Below are 21,032 nucleotides of genomic sequence, written 5' to 3' on the forward strand. Positions count from 1 at the left end.
GGGGTCGTCATTCCGGGCGAACCGGGATGACGGGATGAATTAAGTGCCCGCGGTGAAGAACGAGGCGAGGCGAGTCGTGATGTTCTCTGCGATCTCGTTGGCGGCACGATCCTCGGCATCACGTATCGCGCGGTTGCGGCTGAAGCGCTGATAGGAGCCGGGCATGTCGTAGGACACGCGGGAGAACGTCGTGCCGGTCATCACCGACCTGCCGCTGACCACCTCGATCAGATTGTACTGGGCGTCGAGGCCGTAGTTTTCGCTGCTCGGCAGGCCGGTATTGGGATTGACGATCAGCGACGTCTTGCTGCTTGCGAAGCGGATCTCGAGGCGGTGGGTCGGCGGCATGCCGGTGGCGGTGCCATAGAGCTTGAAGGCCAGCGCGTTGCGGACCTCGACGCCGACGCGGGCCTCGCGCGACGCATTGGCCTTGGCGATCGGGGGCAGATCGACCCCCATCAGCTTCTCGCGCAGGCCGGGGGTGCCGTCGGTGTGCTCGGCATACATCGGGTGGAAGCAGCCGGCCGTCATGGCCGCCAGTGCGGCGACCGCCAGCAAGCGGGCTGCGATGCGGATCCTAGCCGACAACATTCACGATCCTCTTGGGGACGATAATCACCTTGCGGACGGGCTTGCCGTCCAGGGCCAGTGTTACCGCATCGAGGGCCAAAACGGCAGCCTCGATTTCCGGATTCTCGGCCGCTGTTGCAACTGTGACCTCGCCCCGCTTCTTGCCGTTGACCTGGACCACCAGGGTCACACTGTCTTCAACCAGCAAATCGCGTTCGATTTGGGGCCAATTGGCCTCGGAAACCAGCCCGCTGTGGCCCAGAACCTGCCAACACTCCTCGGCCAGATGCGGCATCATCGGGGAGAACAGCTGGACCAGGATCTGGCTGGCCTCCCGGATCGCCCAGGCCAAGTCTGGAGCCGGCTGGCCGGGACGCTGCAAGACCTCCGCAAACGAATTGGTGAATTCGCGGATATGGGCGAGGCAGACGTTGAAGTGCAGCCGCTCGATCCCGGTGGTGACCTTGTCCAGCGCGCCATGGGCGGCCTTGCGCAAGGCGGTGGCGTCCGGGCCGAAGCTGGCCGGCCGGGCCGCCGGCGCGGTCTTGCCGGGCTCAATTGAGTCGTTCACCAGCCGCCACAGCCGCTGCACGAACCGCGAGGCACCCTGGACGCGCTCATCGCTCCAGATCACGTCGCGCTCGGGCGGGGAGTCCGACAGCATGAACCAGCGGGCGACGTCGGCGCCGTAGGTCTCGATGATGTCGTCGGGGTCGACCGTGTTCTTCTTCGATTTCGACATCTTCTCGATCGGGCCGATCTGGATGTCTTCGCCTGACGTCAGCAGCGTGGCGCGTCGGCCGTTCGCGCCGGTCTCGACCTTCACCTCGACCGGCTGGACATAGGTGCCGTCGGCCTTCTGGTAGGTCTCGTGCACCACCATGCCCTGCGTGAACATGCCGGCGAACGGCTCGTCCAGTGCGATGTGCCCGGTCGCCTTCATCGCGCGGGTGAAGAAGCGGCTGTAGAGCAGATGCAGGATCGCGTGTTCGACGCCGCCGATATACTGGTCGACCGGCAGCATGCGGTTGGCGACCGCAGGCGTCGTCGGCGCGTTCTCGTTCCAGGGATCGGTGAAGCGCGCAAAGTACCAGGACGAATCCACGAAGGTGTCCATGGTGTCGGTTTCGCGGCTAGCCTTGCCGCCGCAATGCGGACAGGTGACGTGCTTCCAGGTCGGATGATGATCGAGCGCGTTGCCCGGCTTGTCGAAGCTCACATCCTCCGGCAGCACCACCGGGAGGTCGGCATCCGGCACCGGCACCACATCGCATTTCGGGCAATGGATGACGGGGATCGGGCAACCCCAATAGCGCTGGCGCGAAATGCCCCAGTCGCGCAGGCGGAAGTTCACCTGGCGCTCGCCGACCGGCGCGTTGCCGCGCAGCTTGGTCTCGAGACGCTTCGCTACCTCGTCCTTGGCCTGATCGATGGTCATGCCGTCGAGGAAGCGCGAATTGATCATGCGGCCGTCACCGTCATAGGCGGTATCGATGATGACAAAGCTCTTGGGATCTTGGCCTTCGGGGCACACCACCGGCGTGTTGCCGAGAGCATATTTGTTGACGAAGTCGAGATCGCGCTGGTCGTGGGCGGGGCAGCCGAAGATGGCGCCGGTGCCGTATTCCATCAGCACGAAGTTGGCGACATAGACCGGCAGCTTCCAACTCGGGTCGAACGGGTGAGCCGCGCGGATGCCTGTGTCAAAACCCTGCTTCTCGGCGGTGTCGATGATCTCCTGCGCCGTGCCCATCCGCTTGATCTCGCCGATGAACTCGGCGAGCTTCGGATTCTTCGCCGCGGCGGCCTGCGCCAGCGGATGATCGGCCGAGATCGCCATGAACTTCGCGCCGAACAGCGTGTCGGGGCGCGTCGTGAAAATCTTCAGTTCGCTCTCGCCGGCCGGCGTCGTCGCCGCATCAAGCGCGAAGCGGATCAACAGGCCCTCGGACCGGCCGATCCAGTTGCGCTGCATCAGCCGCACCTTGTCGGGCCAGCGATCCAGCGTATCCAGGGCCGACAGCAGCTCCTGCGAGTACCTCGTGATCTTGAAGACCCACTGGTTCATTTCCCGTTGTTCGACAACGGCACCCGAACGCCAGCCTTTGCCGTCGATCACCTGCTCGTTGGCGAGCACGGTCATGTCGACAGGGTCCCAGTTCACCTTGCGCTTTTCGCGCTCGGCGAGGCCTTCGCGCAGGAAGTCCAGAAACAACTTCTGCTGGTGCTTGTAGTAGCTGGGATCGCAGGTCGCGATCTCGCGGCTCCAGTCCAGCGACAGCCCGATCGAGCGGAGCTGCTTCTTCATCGCGGCGATGTTGTCGTAGGTCCAGGCCTTCGGCGCCACCTTGCGCTCGATCGCGGCGTTCTCGGCCGGCAGGCCGAAAGCGTCCCAGCCCATCGGATGCAGCACGTTGAAACCCTGGGCGCGCATGAAGCGGGCCAGCACGTCGCCGAGCGTGTAATTGCGGACATGGCCGATATGGATGCGCCCCGACGGGTAGGGGAACATCTCCAGCACATAATATTTAGGCCGCGGATCGTCGTTCTTGGAGACGAAGATCGCCTGTTGGTCCCAAGCGGCTTGCCAGCGCGGTTCGGCGTCGCGGGCGTTATAGCGTTCGGAGGTCATGGAATCGTTGGGTTTTCGTGGATCTGGGCCGTCTAAAGACGGCGGACTAGGCCATAGAAGTCCTCAAGGGGTCAATGGGTTGCCGCAATTTGGGAACCTTCGGCGCTGCACCGCATAACTACTGAGGCCGCGTTGGGGCGTGATTAGGGGTCGATGCGAGTTTGCGACTGACCAGAACTCTCAAGATTCGCGATGGACGCCAGCTTCGACGATCTCGATTACGACTATGCCGCGTCCGTTGCCGAACGGGCGATGCGGAGCATGGCCGAACAGCGGATCCCTGCCACGCCGGCCAATTTCGCCGTCTGGTTTCGCTATTTCGCGGGCAGCCATGATGATCTGCGCAACGCCATCGACCTCCTGATCGATCATAACCGTCCCTTCGACGTCAGGACCAATCAGGATCTGTTCGAGACCTATGTCGCGCCCAAGGGGGGCGCTATCGTCTCGGAGACCTCGGAGCGGCTGCATGCTCTCATGGGGGCGGCGAAGGATTTTCTTGCGACTGCGATTGCCGACAATCACTCCCAGATGCAGGCGATCAACGAGGTCGCGGACCAGGGCAAGGCCGGCGTCGATCCCAAAGCGCTGGTTGCCCAGCTCATGAACGAGCTGGGCCGCGCGGCCACCCGCGCGACGCGGCTAGAGGCGGGCTTTGCAGAAAAGACCCGCGAGCTCGACGTGATCCGCGCCTCTCTCTCCAGATCCGAGGAGCGTGCCCGCACCGATACGCTCACAGGCCTCGCCAACCGCCGGGCGCTCGATGAATTCCTGCGCAAGGCGCAGGCGACTGCGGACTGGGGCGAGTCGCTCAGCGTGCTGATGCTCGACATCGACCACTTCAAGACCTTCAACGACAGTTTCGGCCACGGCGTCGGCGACCAGGTCCTGCGCCTGATGGCCAAGGTGCTGCGCGAAAAGGTCCGCGAGCAGGACCTGTCGGCCCGCTATGGCGGCGAGGAGTTGATCGCGGTGTTGCCGGATGCCGATCTCGCCGTCTGCGCCCAGATTGCCGAGCGCATCAGGCACGCGATCGCGGAATGCAGGATCACGCGCCGGTCGACCGGCGAGGTCCTTCCCCATATTAGCGTGTCGATTGGTGTTGCGCAGTACCGGAGCGGCGAAGCGATCACCGATCTCATCGAGCGCTGCGATCGTGCGCTCTATCTCGCCAAGAACAGCGGCCGCAATCGCGTTGTCACTGAGATCGAGCTCGATCAGGCTGGGGCTGCGGGTTAGCCCTCAACCCGCCATCATCATTTCCGCCGCGCCGTTGTCGATCACCGTGATGCCGTGCTCGACGACGTTGTTGCGACCGCGGTGCTTGGCGGCGTAGAGCGCGGCGTCGGCGGCTTCGATCAAATCGCCCGGACGCAAGCTCTCGTTGGGCTTTGTCGCGGCAACGCCGATCGAGACGGTGACGATCATGTGGTCGGAGGTGATGTGCGGCAGGCACAGCTTCAGCACGGCCGCGCGCGCCTGTTCGCCGATTTCGACGGCACGCGCCACGTCGGTGTTCGGCAGCAACAGGCAGAATTCCTCGCCGCCGTAGCGGGCCGCGAAGCCCATCGTGTCGGCGGCGATGCCGGACAGTGATTCGCCGAGCCTGGTCAGGCAGGAATCGCCTTCGAGATGGCCATAGGTGTCGTTGAACAGCTTGAAATGGTCGACGTCGATCATCAGAAGCGCGAGGTCGCTGCCATATTGCTGCGCGCGCATCCATTCGAAGTCGAGGCGGCTCTGGAAGCCGCGGCGGTTGGCGAGCCCCGACAACATGTCGATCGAGGCCATCACCGTGAGCCGGTCATTGCTCGCCATCAGCTCGCGTTCGCGCTGGCTGAGCTGCGCGGCCATCGCGTTGAACGCGCGGGCCAGCGGCACGAACTCGGCCGGCAGGCGATTGCGCGCGGCGCGCGCCGACAGATCGCCCTCGCCCAGACGCTTGGCCATGTCGGCGAGCATCCTGATCGGCTTGATCACCAGTTTCTCGGCTGCGATCAGCGCGCCGAGCAGCACGAATAGCACGACGAAAGCGAGCTGGAGATAGGCGGTGCGGATGTCGCGGCTCACGGCCGCGGACACCTTGTCCTCGTCGATGCTGGCGATCAGGCGGGCATTGGTCCCGGCGATGCGGATATAGCTGACCGCGCGGCGGGAGCCGTCGGCAGCGAGGAAAGAGAGTGAGCCTTCGTCCTGGTCCGACCTCAGCGCCTTGTCGGCGATCGCGGACATCAGCGGCATGTTGTCGAGCGGACGGCCGATCGCGCTATGCTGGTCGGCCGGTGCCGCCAGCACGATGCCGGCGCTGTCGACCAGCACGGCCGTGATGCCGGCGCGGCCACCCAGATTGCTCATGACCTTCGACATCCAGTCGAGGTTGACGGTGGCGAGCACGACGGCATCCGCTACGCCGCTAAAGGCGGACACCGGGTAGACCGCCATGACGGTCGGTGTTAGCACCGGGCGCGACAGGATGAAGTCGCTCAGCACGAAACGGCCGGTTTCCTGCGCCTGCTGGAAGTAGGGCCGGTCGCTGAGGTCGAGACCGACATACATGTTGTTGGTGGCGCACTGGATGCGTCCGTCCTGGCCGGCAATCAGAAGCGTGCGGATCCAGGGGAGATTTGACGGCAGGCTCGCGCGCAGCACGTCACAGCTCTTGCTGATGCCGCCGGCGGAGGCGCGGATGAAAGCTTCCGATTTCAGGATGGTCTCGACCGACGAGATCACCTCGCGCTGCGCATCGGCGCTGTGCCTTGCAACGGTGGTGAATTCGGCCGTGGCCTGCGCGATCTGCCTCGTGCGCGTGTCTTCAAGCGAACGGATGCGCTCGAACATCAGAGGCGTCACCAGAATCACCGCGAGCAACGCAAGCCGCGCCCGGATTCCGAGAACCTGCTTGAGTTTCGCTCGTTTGCGGTTGAAACTGACGTTTGCCATCTTCGCTGCCCACCCCGCAGCCAAGGTAAAGCAAAGGGTTCAAAAACTCTTTCTTGAACTCGGTAAAATTAGAACTAGCTCCGCAACAACAACTCCGATGCGACATCATGACTGAAGCCAACGCCGCGCCGCTAACCGGCCATTCACCAAACGCGCTCGCCGCGGTCGAAGCCGAAATCGCGCGCGCCTGCAAGGATGCGCGCCGCGAACGTGGCTCCGTGACGCTGATCGCGGTATCGAAAACTTTCGCCGCGGATGCAATTACCCCAGTCATCGACGCCGGACAGCGCGTATTCGGGGAGAATCGCGTGCAGGAGGCCAAAGGCAAGTGGCCCGCGTTAACTTCTGGTTACTCCGATATCGCGCTGCATCTGATCGGGCCGCTGCAATCCAACAAGGCGAAAGAGGCGGTCGCGCTGTTCGATGCCATCCATTCGGTCGACCGTCCGAGCATTTGCCAGGCGTTAGCCAAGGAAATCGAATCCCAGAACAAGCACCCGGAATTGTTTGTCCAGATCAATATCGGTGAGGAGCCGCAGAAGGCGGGCATCGCCCCCGGCGAGGCCGATGCTTTCATCGCGAGCTGCCGCGACAGCTATGGGCTGACGATATCGGGGTTGATGTGCATCCCGCCGGTAGACGAGCCGCCGGCGGCGCATTTCGCGCTGACCGCCAAGATCGCCGCGCGCAATGGATTGAAGAAGCTCTCGATGGGAATGAGCGCGGATTATGCGACCGCGATCATGCTCGGCGCCACCCATGTGCGCGTGGGAAGTGCGATCTTCGGGCACCGGTGAGAGCTGTAAGCCTGGGTCGCGCCCGGCAACGGCTATCGATTTCGTCATTGCGAGCGCAGCGAAGCAATCCAGAATCTTTCCACGGAGGGACTCTGGATTGCTTCGCTGCGCTCGCAATGACGGTGGTGTATGCGGGGCCTATTCGAACCTCACCGACACCATCCCCAGCACGCCGAAATCCGCCGCGAAATGATCGCCCGCCTGGATCGGCAGCGGCGGATGGCACGTGCCCGTGGTCACCACCTCCCCTGCCCGCAAGGTGATGCCGAGGCCACGCAGCTCGTTCGCCAGCCAGACCAGGGCAATGCGGGGATCGCCGAGCACGTTCTTGCCGTAACCGAGATAGCGCTGGCCGCGCAGCGTGATCTGCGGCCGCTGCTCGACGAGATCCATGGCGCGCCAGTTCGCATTCGTCGCTGCGCCCAGCACGAACAGATGCGCACAGGCGTTGTCGGCGATCAGCTGCGCCTCGCCGGCGCTGACAAAATCAGCAAAGCGCGAATCGGGAATCTCGATCGCGGGATGCAAGCTGTCCACGGCGGCGAGCACCTCGTCGACAGGATACGGCGCCGCGCGCGGCGGCAGATCGCGCGCCATGCGGAAAGCGAACTCGGGTTCGCCGACGCGCATCGCGTTGCCCTTCATCGAGGCGGTGCCGCCATCGGCGATCACGGTGTCGCTCATGATCCGACCGGCCAGCGGTCCCGCGACATTGATGTGCTTCTGTCCGGACTCGCTCGTCGCCGCGATCTTCCAGCCGAATAATGTCCCGCTGGGCGCAGCCTGCACGGCGTAACCCTCGGTGCGGTTCTGAGGCCGCAACCGTGGCTCCAGTGCGTCTAACTTGGTGCCGTCGCGCCAATGTTTGACCAGAACCTGCGAGGCGGCGGCGATCTGATCCCTGTCGAGCATGTGTCCTCACCCGATGATGATTTTTGTTTTTGGTCCCAGCCGCCGCAGCAAGTGTCGCATCGCTGCTTCGGTCATCGAGACGCAGCCTGCGGTCGGGCCGAAATTGTCGCGCGCCAGATGCAAAAACACCGCGCTGCCGCGGCCGGCGATCCGCGGCCTCGTGTTGTGGTCGATTTCGACGATGAAGTCATAGAGATGGTCGGCTCGTTTGAGCCGGTCACCGCCCTGCCCCTCGCCGAGCCGGATTCCCTGATTGTAGTGGCGGTCCTTGGGATCCTCGCACCAGGCGTCCTCGCCGGTGATGATCCGGGCCGGCAGGAAGGTCTGCGGGCGGCTGTGCCGGTCGCCCCGCCACCACAATCGCCTGGGACGGAAGCTGCCCCTCGGGGTGCCGCCATCGCCCTCGCGCTTGTTCGCCAGAATGCCGCCGCGTCCGAGCGCCACCGGAATCGTCAGCGCTCCGGCAGTCAGCCAACCCCGGCGCGGATTCCCGGCGGCAGGCTTAACGCGGATCGCCGAGAGCGGCCCGGCGCTTCGGTTTATGGTGTAACTAGCTGACGCAGCTTTATTTTTCATGTGAACGTGCGATGTCGAATTCATTACAGGACATTCATCAAAACGGCCTGCTATTCTGGGTTAGAGTGGTTCTGGCTTGTGAATCGGTAACAGCCCACTACTTCAAGACGAACAACAATAATAACGGCGACCCCTAAACTTCCCTCTCGGCTGGGTGCAGCATGGATGCGCGCCGCGCCGGACCCCAAAAGGATGACCCCCTATGGCCAATGCCCGCAAGATCCTGATCGTGGATGACGATACCGATCTGCGCGATACGTTGGTGGAGCAATTGTCGCTGCACGAAGAATTCGAAGCCTCCGCGGTCGATACCGGCGCCAAGGGCGCGAGCGCCGCGAAGGCCAATGCCCCCGATCTCGTCCTGATGGATGTTGGCCTGCCCGACACGGATGGCCGCGAAGTGGTCCGTTCGTTACGCAAGGGCGGGTTCAAGGCTCCGATCATCATGCTCACCGGGCATGACACCGATTCCGACACGATTTTGGGGCTGGAATCCGGCGCCAACGACTATGTCGCAAAACCCTTCCGCTTCGCCGTGCTGCTGGCGCGCATCCGCGCCCAGCTCCGGCAGCACGAAGCCAGCGAGGACGCGGTGTTCTCGGTCGGCCCCTACTCTTTCCGGCCCGGCTCCAAGATGCTGACCGCCGCCAATGCGCGCAAGGTCCGGCTGACGGAGAAGGAAACCGCCATCCTCCGCTTCCTCTACCGGGCCGGCCAGATGCCGGTCTCGCGCGAGACCCTGCTCCAGGAAGTCTGGGGCTACAATTCTGGCGTCACCACCCACACGCTGGAAACCCACATCTACCGCCTTCGCCAGAAGATCGAGAAGGACGCCGCCAACCCGGAAATCCTGGTCACGGAAGCCGGTGGCTACAAGCTGGTGCCGTGATACGCTTCTGGGGCGTGCGAATCGTTTTAGATTGCATGCCCTTGAGCTCCGGACCTGAATGTCAATCGACGACGATGTAGCGCTTCTCGAGCGTGTCCCGACACTGCGCCTGTTGGGAGACGCTTCGTTGCGCATGCTGGCGATCGGCTCCGAGCAGCGTGACTTCGTCCGCGGCGACGTCTTGTTCAATCTCGGCGACGATGCCGATGCCGGCTTCGTGGTCCAGCGCGGCGCCTTCCGGGTCGACGACGGCGCCGGCGCGGAGATGATCGCAAGTCCCGGTGCGCTGATCGGCGAGCTCGCGCTGATCGTACCGATGAAGCGGCCGTCGAGCGCGATCGCGATCGAGCACGCCTCCGTCATCCGCGTCGCGCGCAGCCTGTTTCAGCGCGTGCTCGAAAGCGACCCCGCCGCCGCCGTTCGCCTGCGCGATGAATTCGCAGTGCGCTCCAGCCAGATCGCCAGCGATATATTGATGGCGGGTGCGAAGCTGACGAGCTGAGTGTCTTAGCTTCGTAGCCCGGATGGAGCGAAGCGTAATCCAGGATTCTCGCCTACGGAAAGTCCGTCCCGGATTGCGCCTCGCTCCATCCGGGCTACGGATCTCCGGTAATCACAGATCGAGCGTCACCGTAACAGGCACATGGTCCGACGGCCGCTCCCAGCTCCGCGCGTCGCGCAAAATCCTGAAATCACTGACCGCATCTTTCAGCGCGCGCGAGACCCAGATGTGGTCGAGCCGGCGGCCGCGGTCGCCGACGGTCCAATCGGCGGAGCGGTAGCTCCACCAGGTGTAGACCTTTTCCGACAGCGGAATGCGCTCGCGGGCGACGTCGACCCACTCGCCGGCGGCGAGCGCGGCTTGCAGCTTCTCGGTTTCGACAGGCGTGTGCGACACCACTTTCAGGAGCTGCTTGTGCGACCAGACGTCGTTCTCATGCGGGGCAACGTTGAGATCGCCGACCAGGATGTGGCGATCCTCGCCGCGCGGATGCAACGGCTCGCACGCCTTCATCTCGTCGAGGAAGCGGAGCTTGTGATCGAATTTCTCGTTCAACGCGGGATCGGGAATGTCGCCGCCGGCCGGCACGTAGAAATTATGCACCACCAGGGGCTTCGCGATCCCAGCCTTCTCACCGAACGATACTGAGATGTGGCGTGAATCCACCTTGTCGCAGAAGGTGCGGATGTCCTTCGACTCGAACGGAATCTTGGAGACGATGGCGACGCCGTGATAGCCCTTCTGCCCGTTCAACGCGACATGCTCGTAACCGAGCCGCTTGAAGCGCTTCAGGGGAAAGGCGTCGTCGATGCACTTGGTTTCCTGGAGACACAGCAGGTCCGGTCGCGCGCTCTTGAGAAATTTTGCGACCAGATCGATGCGTAGCCGCACCGAGTTGATGTTCCAGGTTGTCAGGGAAAAACGCATGAGATTGATCTAACAAACTCCATCCGTCATGGCCGGGCTTGACCCGGCCATCCACGCCTTTTTGTAGGTCCAGAACGTGGATGCCCGGGACAGGCCCGGGCATGACGATAGAGCAGTAAACAGTCCTTAGCCCGGCGACGCGCCGTAATTCGTGAAGTCGATCTTGAACATGCCGGGATCGAGCTTCTTGCTCGTATCCAGATTATAGACCGCGATCGTGGTGTCGTAGCCCTGCGGATCGGTGACGGTCCACTGCTTCAACTGGCCGTCCTTGGCGCCGAACATCAGCAAGAGGCGGCTGGTGCCGACCAGCGCCTGCTTCTCCTCGATGGTGACGCTGACGAAGACGTCGTCGGCCGAGACGTTGACGACGTTGGTGTCCTTCATCAGATCGATGCGGTCGGACAGCAGGAAACGCAAGGGTGTCTGCGACAGCGGATAGACGTCCTGCGTCGCGAGCTTGCGGTCGCGCACCACCAGTGACGATCCGTCGGCGACGATGTCGATCGGGCTCGGCGCGTCATATTCGAAGCGCACCTTGCCCGGCTTCTGGATGTAGAAGTCGCCTTGCGTCTTGCTGCCGTCGGGACCGACCTGGACGAAATTCCCGACCAGCGTCGACAATGACGATAGGTAGGCACTGACCTTGGCGGCCTGCGCCTTCTGGTTCGCATCGAAGGTCTGGAAGATGCTGCTCGGCACGTTACGGCGCGGGTCCGGGATCACCGGATTCGGCGGCGCCTGGGTCGCGCCGGTGACAGTGGGCCCGCCGCCGGCCGGACCGCCATCGCGGCCCTTCGGTGCGGGCTTCGGCACGGGAACGGTCTGCGCGAACGACGCCGCACTCACCATCGCGGCGATGACGAGAATCACGCCGGCCATGCGCGCGCTTCGCGCAGCGACGATGGCAGCGAATCGAATGTCCGGATGTCTGATCAACGCGTCGTCCTGTGTGGCTGGGCGCCCTTTTAGCCTGATTTCGGCCAAAAGCAGATAACGTTTTTGCGTGAAATGGTGGTCTGAGGCGGCTCGCCTCACATATGGCTGTCTTCTTCCTCGACGAGAATCTCGCGTTTGCCGGCGTGGTTGGCGGGTCCGACGATGCCCTCCAGTTCCATGCGCTCCATCAGCGATGCGGCGCGGTTATAGCCGATCTGCAGGCGACGCTGGATGTAGCTGGTAGAGGCCTTGCGGTCGCGTTTGACGATCGCAACGGCCTGCGAGAACAAATCGCCGCCGCCGTCCGCGCCCATGGCGGACGCGTCGAACACCGCGCCGTCCTCGTCCTCGCTGGGTTCTTCGGCCGTGACGGCTTCGAGATATTCCGGCTGTCCCTGCGTCTTGAGGTGGCGCACCACCTTCTCGACTTCGTCGTCCGACGCGAAAGGACCGTGCACGCGGCTGATGCGACCGCCGCCCGCCATGTAGAGCATGTCGCCTTGGCCGAGCAGCTGCTCTGCGCCCATCTCGCCGAGAATCGTGCGGCTGTCGATCTTGGACGTCACCTGGAAGGCGATGCGGGTCGGGAAGTTCGCCTTGATGGTGCCGGTGATGACGTCGACCGAGGGACGCTGCGTTGCGAGGATCACGTGCAGGCCGGCGGCGCGCGCCATCTGCGCGAGGCGCTGCACCGCGCCTTCGATGTCCTTGCCGGCGACCATCATCAGGTCGGCCATTTCGTCGACGATGATGACGATGTAGGGCAGCGGGTCGAGCGAGAGCTTCTCTTCCTCGTAGATCGCCTTGCCGGTTTCCTTGTCGAAACCGGTGTGCACCGTGCGCGTCGGCTCTTCGCCCTTGGCCTTCAATTCGAGCAAGCGCGTGTTATAGCCGTCGATGTTGCGCACACCGAGCTTGGCCATGTTCTTGTAGCGCTCTTCCATCTCGCGCACGGCCCATTTCAGCGCGACCACGGCCTTCTTCGGGTCGGTCACGACGGGCGTGAGCAGATGGGGAATGCCGTCATAGACTGAGAGTTCGAGCATCTTCGGGTCGACCATGATCAGGCGGCACTGGTCGGGGCGCAGCCGGTAGACCAGGCTGAGGATCATGGTGTTGATGGCGACCGACTTGCCCGAGCCGGTGGTACCGGCGATCAGCATGTGCGGCGTGCGTGCGAGGTCGATGATGACGGGATCACCGCCGATGGTCTTGCCGAGGCAAAGCGGCAGTTTCGCAACCGAATCGACGGTCTCCTTGGCGACCAGCAGCTCGCGCAGATAGACCTTTTCGCGATGGGCGTTGGGCAGCTCGATGCCGATCGCGTTGCGGCCGGGCACGACGGCGACGCGCGCCGACAGCGCGCTCATCGAACGCGCGATGTCGTCGGACAGTCCGATCACGCGCGACGACTTGATTCCCGGCGCCGGCTCCAGCTCGTACAGCGTGACCACGGGACCTGGATGGGCCTTGACGATCTCGCCGCGAACGCCGAAATCCTGCAGCACGCCTTCGAGCGCGCGCGAATTGGCTTCCAGCTCGGCCTTGCTGAGCGGCTGGCGATCGCCGGCCTTGGGCGCGGCCAGCACCGATACGGAGGGAAGCTCGAACTTGTCGGAGGATTTCTTGGAAGTGGCTTTCGGCGCTGCCTTCTTGCGTGGGGCGCGCGCAACCGGCTCCTCCTCTTCCTCCTCGTCTTCCTCGACCTCTTCGTGCTCGTCCTCGTAGTCCTCGTCTTGCGACTGCGGTGAGATCGGCGGCGCGGAGCGGCCGCCACCGATCTTCGGCTCCTGGCGGCTGAATGCAACGGCCTTGGTCTTCGGTCCGCTCGAGACCAGCGAGCGGTAGGCAGCGCCAAGCAACCAGGTCAGCCGTGCCTTCGTGCTCATCAAGGCGTGGAACAGCCAGCCCAGCGATACCGAACCGCGATCGCCCTCCTCGTCCTGGTCGAGCGGCTTGTCGTCATCCTCGATTTCCGCGAGTTCGTCGTCATGCTCGCGTGCGCCAAGGCCGCAGGCGATCAGGAAGGTCGCCGACATCGCCGCGAACAGGATCGTGCCGAGCACGATGCGATAGATCATGCCCGCCGGTCCGAAGATCACCGCGGGCGCGCGAACCAGGGCATCGCCGACCACGCCGCCGAGGCCTGTCGGCAGCGGCCAGGCGCCGCCATGCGGCCAGCAGCTGACGAAGCCCGCCGCGATCACCGTGCAGAGAATCCAGGAGCCGAGCCGCAGCGCCTCGCGGTCGAACGGGCGGTGGGTCAGCATGCGCCAGCCCCAGACCGCGACCGTCAGGACCAGCATGATCGCGCCGAGCCCGAGGATCTGCATCGCAAGGTCGGCGCCGATCGCGCCGGCATAGCCGAGAATGTTGCGGATCGGCCGCGACGTTGCGTGGCTGAGGCTGGGATCCTGCACTGACCAGGTCATCAACGCCGCCGAGGCGACGCCCGACAATGCGATCAGGCCGAGGCCGCTGAGCTCGCGCACGCGCCGCGCCAGCCCCTCGCGGATCGAGGGCGGCAGATGGCCGACCAGGGGAATGACACGTTCGATCGTCGACATGCTCACGGGCCCCGCCTAACCCAGAGTCTCGACCAGGCGGTGCAGCGCCTGCGCCGTGGTCTCGCCATCCTGCACCAGCGCAAGGCGAATGTAGCCCGCGCCGGGATTGAAGCCGTCGGGCTGGAGCCGCGCCAGATAGCTGCCGGGCACCACGCGCACGCCTGCTTCCGTGAAGAGTTTTAGGCACACAGACACGTCGTCGCCTATTTTGGACGTGTTGAGCCAGACGCAGAAGCCGGCGTCAGGCCGGCGATAGCCGTAACGATCGCCGATGATCTGGTCGGCGAGATCGAACTTGATCCGGTACAGCCTGCGATTCTCCTCGACATGCGCCTCGTCGCCGTAAGCGACGGTCGCGACATGCTGCAGCGGGACCGGCACCTGCGGCGCCGCAATGTTGCGCAGCTCGAGGAACATGCCGATGAACTTTTTGTCGCCGGCGGCGAAGCCGACACGCATGCCCGGCAGGTTGGAGCGCTTCGACAGCGACTGGAACGCAACCACGCGGGTGAAATCAGGGCCGGCACATTCGAGCGCGCTGCCGGGCGCTTCGCGGGTGTAGATCTCAGAATAGCATTCGTCGCTGAGGATCACGAAGCCGTAGCGATCGGCGAGCTGCTTCAGGCGCGTGAAATAATCGCGCGAGGCCACCGAGCCCTGCGGGTTGGCGGGCGAAGCCAGATAGAACGCCACCGTGCACGCCAGCGTCGCCTCGTCGATGGCGTCGAGATCGGGCAGGAAACCATTTTCGGCGGTGGTCGGCAGAAACACCGGCTCGCAGCCCGCGGCGCCGGCGCCGGCGCCATAGACCGGATAGAACGGGTTCGGCATCAGGATCGCGGGCTTGCCGGGACGCGGGCCGACATAGCGCGCCGCCGCGATCGCGGCGAGGAACAGCCCCTCGCGGCTGCCATTGAGGACGAGAATCTCGCTCTCGGGATCGAGGGCGCGCGGCAGCTTGAAGCGCGACGACAGCCAGGCGCCCGCAGCCTTGCGGAATGGATCGGTGCCCTTATTCGCGGGGTAGCGGCCGAAATCGGCGATGTGCTTGGCCAGCACCGGGCCGACGAAGTCGGGCACGGGATGCTGCGGCTCGCCGACGGCAAGGGAAATCAAAGGCTTGCCCGGCTGATGGGGTGCCAGCAGCTCGTTCAGCCGGACGAAGGGAGAGCGTTCGCTATCGGAGCTTCCACTGTCCTGCGGCGCACGGGATGAAGCGGTCATAGCCATTCTGGACGCCAGCACTCTTGGAACAGCCGGTCGCAGCACGGCGCCGGCGGGAAGCGGTTCAGTTCACCATAGATAGGGCGAGGTTAAGACGCGATTAACCATCGGCCGCCGCCTCCGTCCAGAGCAGGAATAATGAGGCCGGATAACAACGGGATGCGCGGCGAACCGCAAGCTCGTCATGGCCGGGCTTGTCCCGCCTGCGCGGCCGAAGCCGCTTCGGCGAGGCGAGGGCCCGGCCATCCACGGCCTTTCCTGCTGTGCCCAAGAACTTCCTGCTGTGCCCAAGAACGTGGATGCCCGGGACAGGCCCGGGAATGACGGGCCCCGTGACCAGGCGCGCCTAGCGCGCCGGAAGCTTCTCGAAGGTCGCCATGCCCGCGGGGATCGCGTGGAAGTCCTGCTTGTCGCAGGTGTAGATTGCCATCTGCGGATGGAACTGCGCAGGCTCGTCCAGCGTGCCGACCTTCAGGATCGCGGCCGGCAATCCGGGGACCTTGGTCACCAGATGCGTGCCGCATTCGGCGCAGAATTCGCGCGTCACGGCGCGTGCGAGGTCCTTGCGTGTGAACTGCTTGGGTTGCCCGGTGATGTAGCTGAAGCCGGCCGCCGGCATCGCGATGAAGGTGTTGGGCGCGCCGCCCGAGATGTACTGGCACTCGCGGCAATGACACTGCGCCTGCATCATCGGGTCGCCCTCGGCGACATAGCGCACTCCGCCGCAATAGCATCCGCCTTCCAAACGCATGACGACCTCCCGGTTTGTTATTCTTGAGGTCGATATTTCTGCCCCGGCGGCATGGAATGGCAATCTTTTTCTTTGCGAGCGGACAAAGGCAGACCATCCGCAGCCGGTTCGTGCATCTATTTCTTGGCAAGTCCGCAGCCGTTGAATCCCCGGCCGCGCCAGCACCCGCTGCTCATGCACTCGGCCTCCAGCCGTGGACAAGCGGTTGAAGCGCAATCCGCGCGGCCGCCCATACTGACGCATGCCGTGGCGCACCTGCTTCGCATGAACGAACAGCTCATGCCGCTTCCGGTCTGCCGCGGTTGCCCTGCTCCGGCCTGATCTGGCGGCAGCACCGCCCTCTTGTCGTCGCGCGTGGGCGCCCGCTTCGAATCAGGTTGGCCCGGACTTGCGGCGGGGCTCTGTGTCGCCAGCTTGGAGAGTTCCATCCGACACGGTCGGCTGGTCTCGGTGCGGACGCCGGCGCCGGTGGTTCCTTTCAGCTCGAGTGCGAGCTTGTACCGATAGGGCGCGCCGGCGGTGCGGCGCAGCGGATCATTCTCACCAACCAGCCCGCTGACGGTGACAGTCGCGCTGCCATCCGCTTCAATCTTCCCGTCATAGATTGTCGCACCGGGCTTGCCCTCTTCCCCGGAGAGAGTGTGCAGGACGCCATCTTTGACGCGCAGGGCATACTGGAAATAGGCCTCGGAAAATGGAGGCTTGTTCTCGCAAGTCTCCTTCGCGATCCAGGTTCCATCGAACGCGGTTACGCGCTTGGCGGCGTCCGCTGGTTTCGCCAAGCTCTCGATGCGTGATTTCGCCAGATCTGCGAAGGCGCAGGCCGGGAAGCGTACGAGGTGATCCTTGAATGCCGCGAGCGTTCCCAGCGCTTCCGCGCTGCGCCAATGGTCTCCGGCCTCCGCGCAGGGATCCACCTGAGGCGTCGCAGGCGACAACGCCGCCGTCTCGGGCTTGCCGTTCAGGTAGAACTCGCCGAAGAACGACAGCGACAGCTCCGGCACTTGCGAGCCTTTCGAGCGCTGGTAGACGCCGGCGCTGATCGTCTGAAATACCGTGTTGACGTTGCCCTTGTCGCCGATGTGCTCCAGGAACGCGCTGGTATAGGGGCTGTTGCGGCCGCTGCCGTCGTCGGCGGTCCGGCCGGCCTGTGTCGCATAGGAAATGATGGTGCCCTCGGGACTTTCCATCTTGGCGAGGCCGCGTGAGACGGTGACGCCGCGGCCCTGTCCGACGTTTCGCCGCAACTCGTCGGCAAATGGATTGTCGCGGCAGGCGTCGAGCACGAGGATTCGCAGGTTCTTGGCCTGCTGCAGATCCGCCAGGATCTCGTCGGCACGTACCAGGCGGCGCAGATCGACCTCGTCGCGAACGACGGCATCGACAGGCACCAGATAGTTGACGCCGGCGAACTGGAGCGCGTGCCCGCTGTAGTAGAACAGGGCGACATCGGCGCCGCGGGCCTCACGCGCGAAGCGAAGAATGGTGTCCTGCATGGCGGGCTGGTCGAGGTCGGTCGCGACCACAGGATCGAACCCCGATCGCTTGAGGGCCGCGCCGACATCGGCCGCATCATTGGTCGGGTTGGCGAGCGAGGGAACGTTTCGGTAGGCGCCGTTGCCAATCACCAGCGCGACGCGCTTGTCCGCGCGGGCCTCGAGGCTCGACGAAGCGAGCAACAGGAAACACCAGACCAGGCAATAGGGCAGACGCATGAAATCCTGCTCCAAACGGGGAGCATGATATTCAGCAAGCTCGCAGCAATGCAATTTAACTTATGACGGCCCAGCGGCACGGGACCAAAAAGAAAGGGGCTCCAACTTGCGCTGGAGCCCCTCAACGGTCGGGACATTGCCGGGTATGTGCCCCAAACCGTAGTTGTGAGCGCGACCTCCGAGGAGGCCGCGCCCGGGAGGAGACTTACATGTTGTAGGCGCGCTCGGTGTGCTCGGTGATGTCGAGGCCTTCACGCTCGCTCTCGACATTGGCGCGGAGGCCAACGATCACATCGACGACCTTGTAGAGGATCGCCGAACCGATGCCCGACCACACCAGCGTGGTGCCGACGCCCCAGATCTGGGAGATCATCTGCGCCGCGAAGTCGTAATCGGCAACCTTCGGCGGGATCGCGGTGTAGTCGATGATGCCCGCACCACCCAGCGCCGGATTGACGAGAATGCCGGTGCCGAGGGCGCCGATGATGCCGCCGACGCAGTGCACGCCGAACACATCGAGGCTGTCATCGTAGCCGAGCGCGTTCTTCACGACGGTGCAGAAGAACAGGCAGACCACGCCGACCACGAGGCCGAGGACGATCGCACCCATCACGCCGGAGAAGCCGGCGGCAGGCGTGACGGCCACGAGGCCCGCGACAGCGCCGGAGATGACGCCGAGCACCGACGGGTGACCCTTGATGATCCACTCCGCGAACATCCACGACAGCGCGGCGGCTGCGGTGGCGACGAAGGAGTTGGTCATGGCGAGGGCTGCGCCGCCGTTGGCTTCGAGGTTGGAGCCAGCATTGAAGCCGAACCAGCCGACCCAGAGCAGCGAGGCGCCGATCATCGACATCGTCAGCGAGTGCGGAGCCATCAGCTCCTTGCCGTAACCGACGCGCTTGCCGATCAGGAGAGCACCGACGAGACCTGCGATGCCGGCGTTGATGTGCACCACGGTGCCGCCCGCGAAGTCGATCGCGCCCTTCTTGAAGATCCAGCCTGCGTCGGCGTTGATCTCGTCGAGCTTGGCCTGCGCCGCGGTCTTCGCCGCCGCGTCAGTCGCAGCAGCCAGAGCCTTGGCAGCATCCTGGATCATGTCCGGGCCGGGCCAATACCAGACCATGTGCGCGATCGGGAAGTAGATCAGCGTGACCCAGAGCGGAACGAAGAGCGCGAGCGCCGCGAACTTCATGCGCTCGGCGAAGGCGCCGACGATGAGGGCGGGCGTGATCGCCGCGAAGGTCATCTGGAAGCACATATAGATGAGCTCCGAGATGTTGGCGTCGACCGAGAAGGTCGCGGCCTTCGAATCGGTGGTGACGCCCATCATGAAGGCCTTGGAGAAGCCGCCGATGAAGTCCGAGCCGCCGGTGAAGGCGAGGCTGTAGCCGTAGACGGCCCAGATCACGGTGACGACGCATACGGTGTAGAACACCTGCATCAGGACCGAGAGCATGTTCTTGGAGCGGACGAGGCCGCCGTAGAAAAGCGCGAGGCCGGGGATCGTCATCAACAGCACGAGCACTGTCGATGTCAGCATCCAGGCGTTGTCTCCCTTGTTGACCGTTGGCTCGGCGTAGGCTGCGGTCGCAGCGAACAGGCCGACTGCGAGAGCCGCCAATCCCGCGCCATAGGGACGCTTAAACGTCATTTCATTTACTCCTGATTGAATTTTGATAGAGCGCGAAATCAAAGGGCCGCAGCATCGGCCTCGCCGGTGCGGATGCGAACCGCATGGTCGAGATTGATGACGAAGATCTTGCCGTCGCCGATCTGTCCGGTTTTCGCGGCAGACGTGATGGCGTCGATGGTCTTGTCGACCTGGTCGGAGGCGACAGCGACCTCGATCTTGATCTTGGGCAGGAAGCTCACGGCATATTCGGCGCCGCGATAGATTTCCGTATGGCCCTTCTGGCGGCCATATCCCTTGACTTCCGTCACCGTGAGACCGTGAACGCCGATGGCGGTCAGGGCGTCACGGACTTCTTCCAGCTTGAATGGCTTAATAATCGCCATAACAATTTTCATGGGTCCTATCCCCGCTTGGGCCCGGTCCGGACGTGGCCGGGCGTTTCTCGACTGGTTCGCCACGAGGGAGAAAGTTCACTACGCGGGCACAGCCAGGACCCATAGAATCAAATGCCGTGCCAGATCGGGCGTGTTGCCTAACGGACTATGAAAACGGGTGTTTTCGCGTTTGACGCGTATTGCGGTGCAGTGCGCCATTACGCCGCGCTCAATACCTGACCACGTCTGATTAAAATAAAGGCATGACAAGCTGCCGACACATTGGTGCTCACGCGTCGGGCAGCAGAAAGGTATTTCTGTAAGGCGGGCGCCTATTGCAGGGCTCGCCGTGCTGCGGAATATCGGGCCCCTCGCACAAATGCTCACGGAATACGCTCAACCGGGCCAACCAGCTGGAGCGTGGCGAGGTTTGCCGGACGGCCGCCGCCAGAGACCGTCAGGCGGCGCTGCGTTCCGCGAATACCCGGTCGATCAGCCCCCAGTCGACCGCCTGCTGCGCGGTCATGAAGTGGTCGCGGTCCAAGGTCCGTTCCACGTCCGGTTCAGGGCGCCCGCAATGCCGGGCATAAAGCCGGATGATGCGCCGCTTGGTTTCCTGCATCTCGGTGGCATGGATCAGGATGTCGGACGCCTGGCCCTGAAAGCCGCCGAGCGGCTGATGCACGTGAAGACTCGCATTGGGCAGGGCGGCGCGGTGACCGGGCTCGCCCGCCATCAGCAGGAATGAGCCCATGGAGCGCGCGGTGCCCATGCACAGCGTATGCACCGGCGCCTTGATGAACTGCATGGTGTCGTACATCGCAAGGCCAGCGGTGACCACGCCGCCATAGGAATTGATGTAGAGATTGATCGGCTTGTTCGGATTCTCCGCCTCCAGGAACAAGAGCTGCGCGCAGACCAGTCCGGACATCGCATCGTTGACCTCGCCGTTGAGGAAGATGATGCGCTCGCGCAGCAGGCGCGAATAGATGTCGAAGGATCGCTCGCCGCGAGCGGATTGTTCGACGACCATAGGGACGAGCTGAAGCATGTCGCGCATCGGCGACCTCCATGTCTGCGG

General features: G+C 64.0%; 18 protein-coding genes. 4 read left to right on the forward strand and 14 right to left on the reverse strand.

Features of this window, described 5'->3' with window-relative positions; genetic code table 11:
• Positions 1 to 39 precede the first annotated feature (39 nt).
• Together lptE and leuS are read right to left on the reverse strand one after the other, a co-directional pair.
• Entirely contained in the window at positions 40 to 591 is a 552-nt protein-coding gene (lptE, locus tag AC0L27_RS14780; protein WP_275168995.1) for an LPS assembly lipoprotein LptE, read from the reverse strand.
• Positions 578 to 3,202 carry a leucine--tRNA ligase gene (gene leuS, locus AC0L27_RS14785; RefSeq protein WP_473319557.1) on the reverse strand — a complete coding sequence of 875 codons (2,625 nt, stop codon included), beginning with the start codon at positions 3,200 to 3,202 and terminating at the stop codon, positions 578 to 580. The genes lptE and leuS overlap by 14 nt, the downstream gene beginning before the upstream one ends.
• Positions 3,203 to 3,394: 192 nt before the next feature.
• On the opposite strand from leuS, the gene AC0L27_RS14790 reads away from it, so the two are divergent.
• Positions 3,395 to 4,441, forward strand: a complete 1,047-nt coding sequence (locus AC0L27_RS14790) for a GGDEF domain-containing protein (RefSeq protein ID WP_354209764.1) — start codon at positions 3,395 to 3,397, stop codon at positions 4,439 to 4,441.
• 3 nt (positions 4,442 to 4,444) lie between these two features.
• Here the strand turns inward: AC0L27_RS14790 and AC0L27_RS14795 are convergent, their stop codons facing one another.
• The gene (locus tag AC0L27_RS14795; protein ID WP_275169001.1) at positions 4,445 to 6,142 is read right to left on the reverse strand and encodes a diguanylate cyclase domain-containing protein; all 1,698 of its coding nucleotides are present in this window, start codon (positions 6,140 to 6,142) and stop codon (positions 4,445 to 4,447) included.
• Positions 6,143 to 6,249: 107 nt separating this feature from the next.
• Here AC0L27_RS14795 and AC0L27_RS14800 point away from each other — a divergent pair, with 107 nt between their 5' ends.
• Positions 6,250 to 6,939 carry a YggS family pyridoxal phosphate-dependent enzyme gene (locus AC0L27_RS14800; protein ID WP_354064948.1) on the forward strand — a complete coding sequence of 230 codons (690 nt, stop codon included), beginning with the start codon at positions 6,250 to 6,252 and terminating at the stop codon, positions 6,937 to 6,939.
• Between the two features lie 138 nt (positions 6,940 to 7,077).
• Here the strand turns inward: AC0L27_RS14800 and AC0L27_RS14805 are convergent, their stop codons facing one another.
• Positions 7,078 to 7,851: a 2-keto-4-pentenoate hydratase gene (locus tag AC0L27_RS14805; protein ID WP_354209763.1), complete on the reverse strand. Its 774-nt coding sequence runs from the start codon at positions 7,849 to 7,851 to the stop codon at positions 7,078 to 7,080.
• A gap of 6 nt (positions 7,852 to 7,857) precedes the next feature.
• The gene (locus AC0L27_RS14810; protein ID WP_354209762.1) at positions 7,858 to 8,427 is read right to left on the reverse strand and encodes a L,D-transpeptidase family protein; all 570 of its coding nucleotides are present in this window, start codon (positions 8,425 to 8,427) and stop codon (positions 7,858 to 7,860) included.
• A 202-nt stretch (positions 8,428 to 8,629) separates the two neighbouring features.
• Between AC0L27_RS14810 and AC0L27_RS14815 the strand changes: the two genes are divergently transcribed.
• On the forward strand, positions 8,630 to 9,316 hold the full coding sequence (locus AC0L27_RS14815) for a response regulator transcription factor (protein WP_007598630.1): 687 nt from the start codon (positions 8,630 to 8,632) through the stop codon (positions 9,314 to 9,316).
• A gap of 58 nt (positions 9,317 to 9,374) precedes the next feature.
• A complete protein-coding gene (locus tag AC0L27_RS14820) occupies positions 9,375 to 9,818 on the forward strand; it encodes a cyclic nucleotide-binding domain-containing protein (protein WP_007598631.1) in 444 nt (147 codons plus the stop codon).
• A gap of 111 nt (positions 9,819 to 9,929) precedes the next feature.
• On the opposite strand, the gene xth is transcribed toward AC0L27_RS14820, so the two are convergent.
• From xth to AC0L27_RS14865, 9 genes are all read right to left on the reverse strand, one after another.
• The gene (gene xth / locus AC0L27_RS14825) at positions 9,930 to 10,745 is read right to left on the reverse strand and encodes an exodeoxyribonuclease III (RefSeq protein ID WP_473319560.1); all 816 of its coding nucleotides are present in this window, start codon (positions 10,743 to 10,745) and stop codon (positions 9,930 to 9,932) included.
• A 126-nt stretch (positions 10,746 to 10,871) separates the two neighbouring features.
• The gene (locus AC0L27_RS14830) at positions 10,872 to 11,627 is read right to left on the reverse strand and encodes an outer membrane lipoprotein carrier protein LolA (protein ID WP_275169010.1); all 756 of its coding nucleotides are present in this window, start codon (positions 11,625 to 11,627) and stop codon (positions 10,872 to 10,874) included.
• 152 nt (positions 11,628 to 11,779) lie between these two features.
• Positions 11,780 to 14,257, reverse strand: coding sequence for a DNA translocase FtsK (locus tag AC0L27_RS14835; RefSeq protein ID WP_354254690.1), 2,478 nt, complete (start codon positions 14,255 to 14,257; stop codon positions 11,780 to 11,782).
• A 9-nt stretch (positions 14,258 to 14,266) separates the two neighbouring features.
• A complete protein-coding gene (locus AC0L27_RS14840; protein WP_354209760.1) occupies positions 14,267 to 15,481 on the reverse strand; it encodes an aminotransferase class I/II-fold pyridoxal phosphate-dependent enzyme in 1,215 nt (404 codons plus the stop codon).
• Positions 15,482 to 15,821: 340 nt separating this feature from the next.
• Positions 15,822 to 16,226: a GFA family protein gene (locus tag AC0L27_RS14845; RefSeq protein ID WP_354209759.1), complete on the reverse strand. Its 405-nt coding sequence runs from the start codon at positions 16,224 to 16,226 to the stop codon at positions 15,822 to 15,824.
• Between the two features lie 116 nt (positions 16,227 to 16,342).
• Entirely contained in the window at positions 16,343 to 17,941 is a 1,599-nt protein-coding gene (locus tag AC0L27_RS14850) for a caspase family protein (RefSeq protein ID WP_354209758.1), read from the reverse strand.
• Positions 17,942 to 18,146: 205 nt separating this feature from the next.
• On the reverse strand, positions 18,147 to 19,595 hold the full coding sequence (locus AC0L27_RS14855; protein ID WP_275169018.1) for an ammonium transporter: 1,449 nt from the start codon (positions 19,593 to 19,595) through the stop codon (positions 18,147 to 18,149).
• Positions 19,596 to 19,633: 38 nt separating this feature from the next.
• On the reverse strand, positions 19,634 to 19,972 hold the full coding sequence (locus AC0L27_RS14860; protein WP_008142813.1) for a P-II family nitrogen regulator: 339 nt from the start codon (positions 19,970 to 19,972) through the stop codon (positions 19,634 to 19,636).
• A gap of 436 nt (positions 19,973 to 20,408) precedes the next feature.
• Positions 20,409 to 21,011, reverse strand: a complete 603-nt coding sequence (locus tag AC0L27_RS14865) for an ATP-dependent Clp protease proteolytic subunit (RefSeq protein ID WP_027514844.1) — start codon at positions 21,009 to 21,011, stop codon at positions 20,409 to 20,411.
• Positions 21,012 to 21,032: the final 21 nt, after the last annotated feature.

The sequence above is a fragment of the Bradyrhizobium sp. Ken51 genome (assembly GCF_055807435.1).

Excerpts from the sequence above, each read along its gene's own strand:
- AC0L27_RS14820 (WP_007598631.1), top strand. The coding sequence starts at position 9,375 with ATGTCAATCGACGACGATGTAGCGCTTCTCGAGCGTGTCCCGACACTG.
- lptE (WP_275168995.1), bottom strand. The coding sequence starts at position 591 with ATGTTGTCGGCTAGGATCCGCATCGCAGCCCGCTTGCTGGCGGTCGCC.
- AC0L27_RS14810 (WP_354209762.1), bottom strand. The coding sequence starts at position 8,427 with ATGAAAAATAAAGCTGCGTCAGCTAGTTACACCATAAACCGAAGCGCC.
- AC0L27_RS14860 (WP_008142813.1), bottom strand. The coding sequence starts at position 19,972 with ATGAAAATTGTTATGGCGATTATTAAGCCATTCAAGCTGGAAGAAGTC.
- AC0L27_RS14830 (WP_275169010.1), bottom strand. The coding sequence starts at position 11,627 with ATGGCCGGCGTGATTCTCGTCATCGCCGCGATGGTGAGTGCGGCGTCG.
- leuS (WP_473319557.1), bottom strand. The coding sequence starts at position 3,202 with ATGACCTCCGAACGCTATAACGCCCGCGACGCCGAACCGCGCTGGCAA.
- AC0L27_RS14840 (WP_354209760.1), bottom strand. The coding sequence starts at position 15,481 with ATGGCTATGACCGCTTCATCCCGTGCGCCGCAGGACAGTGGAAGCTCC.
- AC0L27_RS14845 (WP_354209759.1), bottom strand. The coding sequence starts at position 16,226 with ATGCGTTTGGAAGGCGGATGCTATTGCGGCGGAGTGCGCTATGTCGCC.
- AC0L27_RS14795 (WP_275169001.1), bottom strand. The coding sequence starts at position 6,142 with ATGGCAAACGTCAGTTTCAACCGCAAACGAGCGAAACTCAAGCAGGTT.
- AC0L27_RS14815 (WP_007598630.1), top strand. The coding sequence starts at position 8,630 with ATGGCCAATGCCCGCAAGATCCTGATCGTGGATGACGATACCGATCTG.
- AC0L27_RS14855 (WP_275169018.1), bottom strand. The coding sequence starts at position 19,595 with ATGACGTTTAAGCGTCCCTATGGCGCGGGATTGGCGGCTCTCGCAGTC.
- xth (WP_473319560.1), bottom strand. The coding sequence starts at position 10,745 with ATGCGTTTTTCCCTGACAACCTGGAACATCAACTCGGTGCGGCTACGC.
- AC0L27_RS14865 (WP_027514844.1), bottom strand. The coding sequence starts at position 21,011 with ATGCGCGACATGCTTCAGCTCGTCCCTATGGTCGTCGAACAATCCGCT.
- AC0L27_RS14805 (WP_354209763.1), bottom strand. The coding sequence starts at position 7,851 with ATGCTCGACAGGGATCAGATCGCCGCCGCCTCGCAGGTTCTGGTCAAA.
- AC0L27_RS14850 (WP_354209758.1), bottom strand. The coding sequence starts at position 17,941 with ATGCGTCTGCCCTATTGCCTGGTCTGGTGTTTCCTGTTGCTCGCTTCG.
- AC0L27_RS14790 (WP_354209764.1), top strand. The coding sequence starts at position 3,395 with ATGGACGCCAGCTTCGACGATCTCGATTACGACTATGCCGCGTCCGTT.
- AC0L27_RS14800 (WP_354064948.1), top strand. The coding sequence starts at position 6,250 with ATGACTGAAGCCAACGCCGCGCCGCTAACCGGCCATTCACCAAACGCG.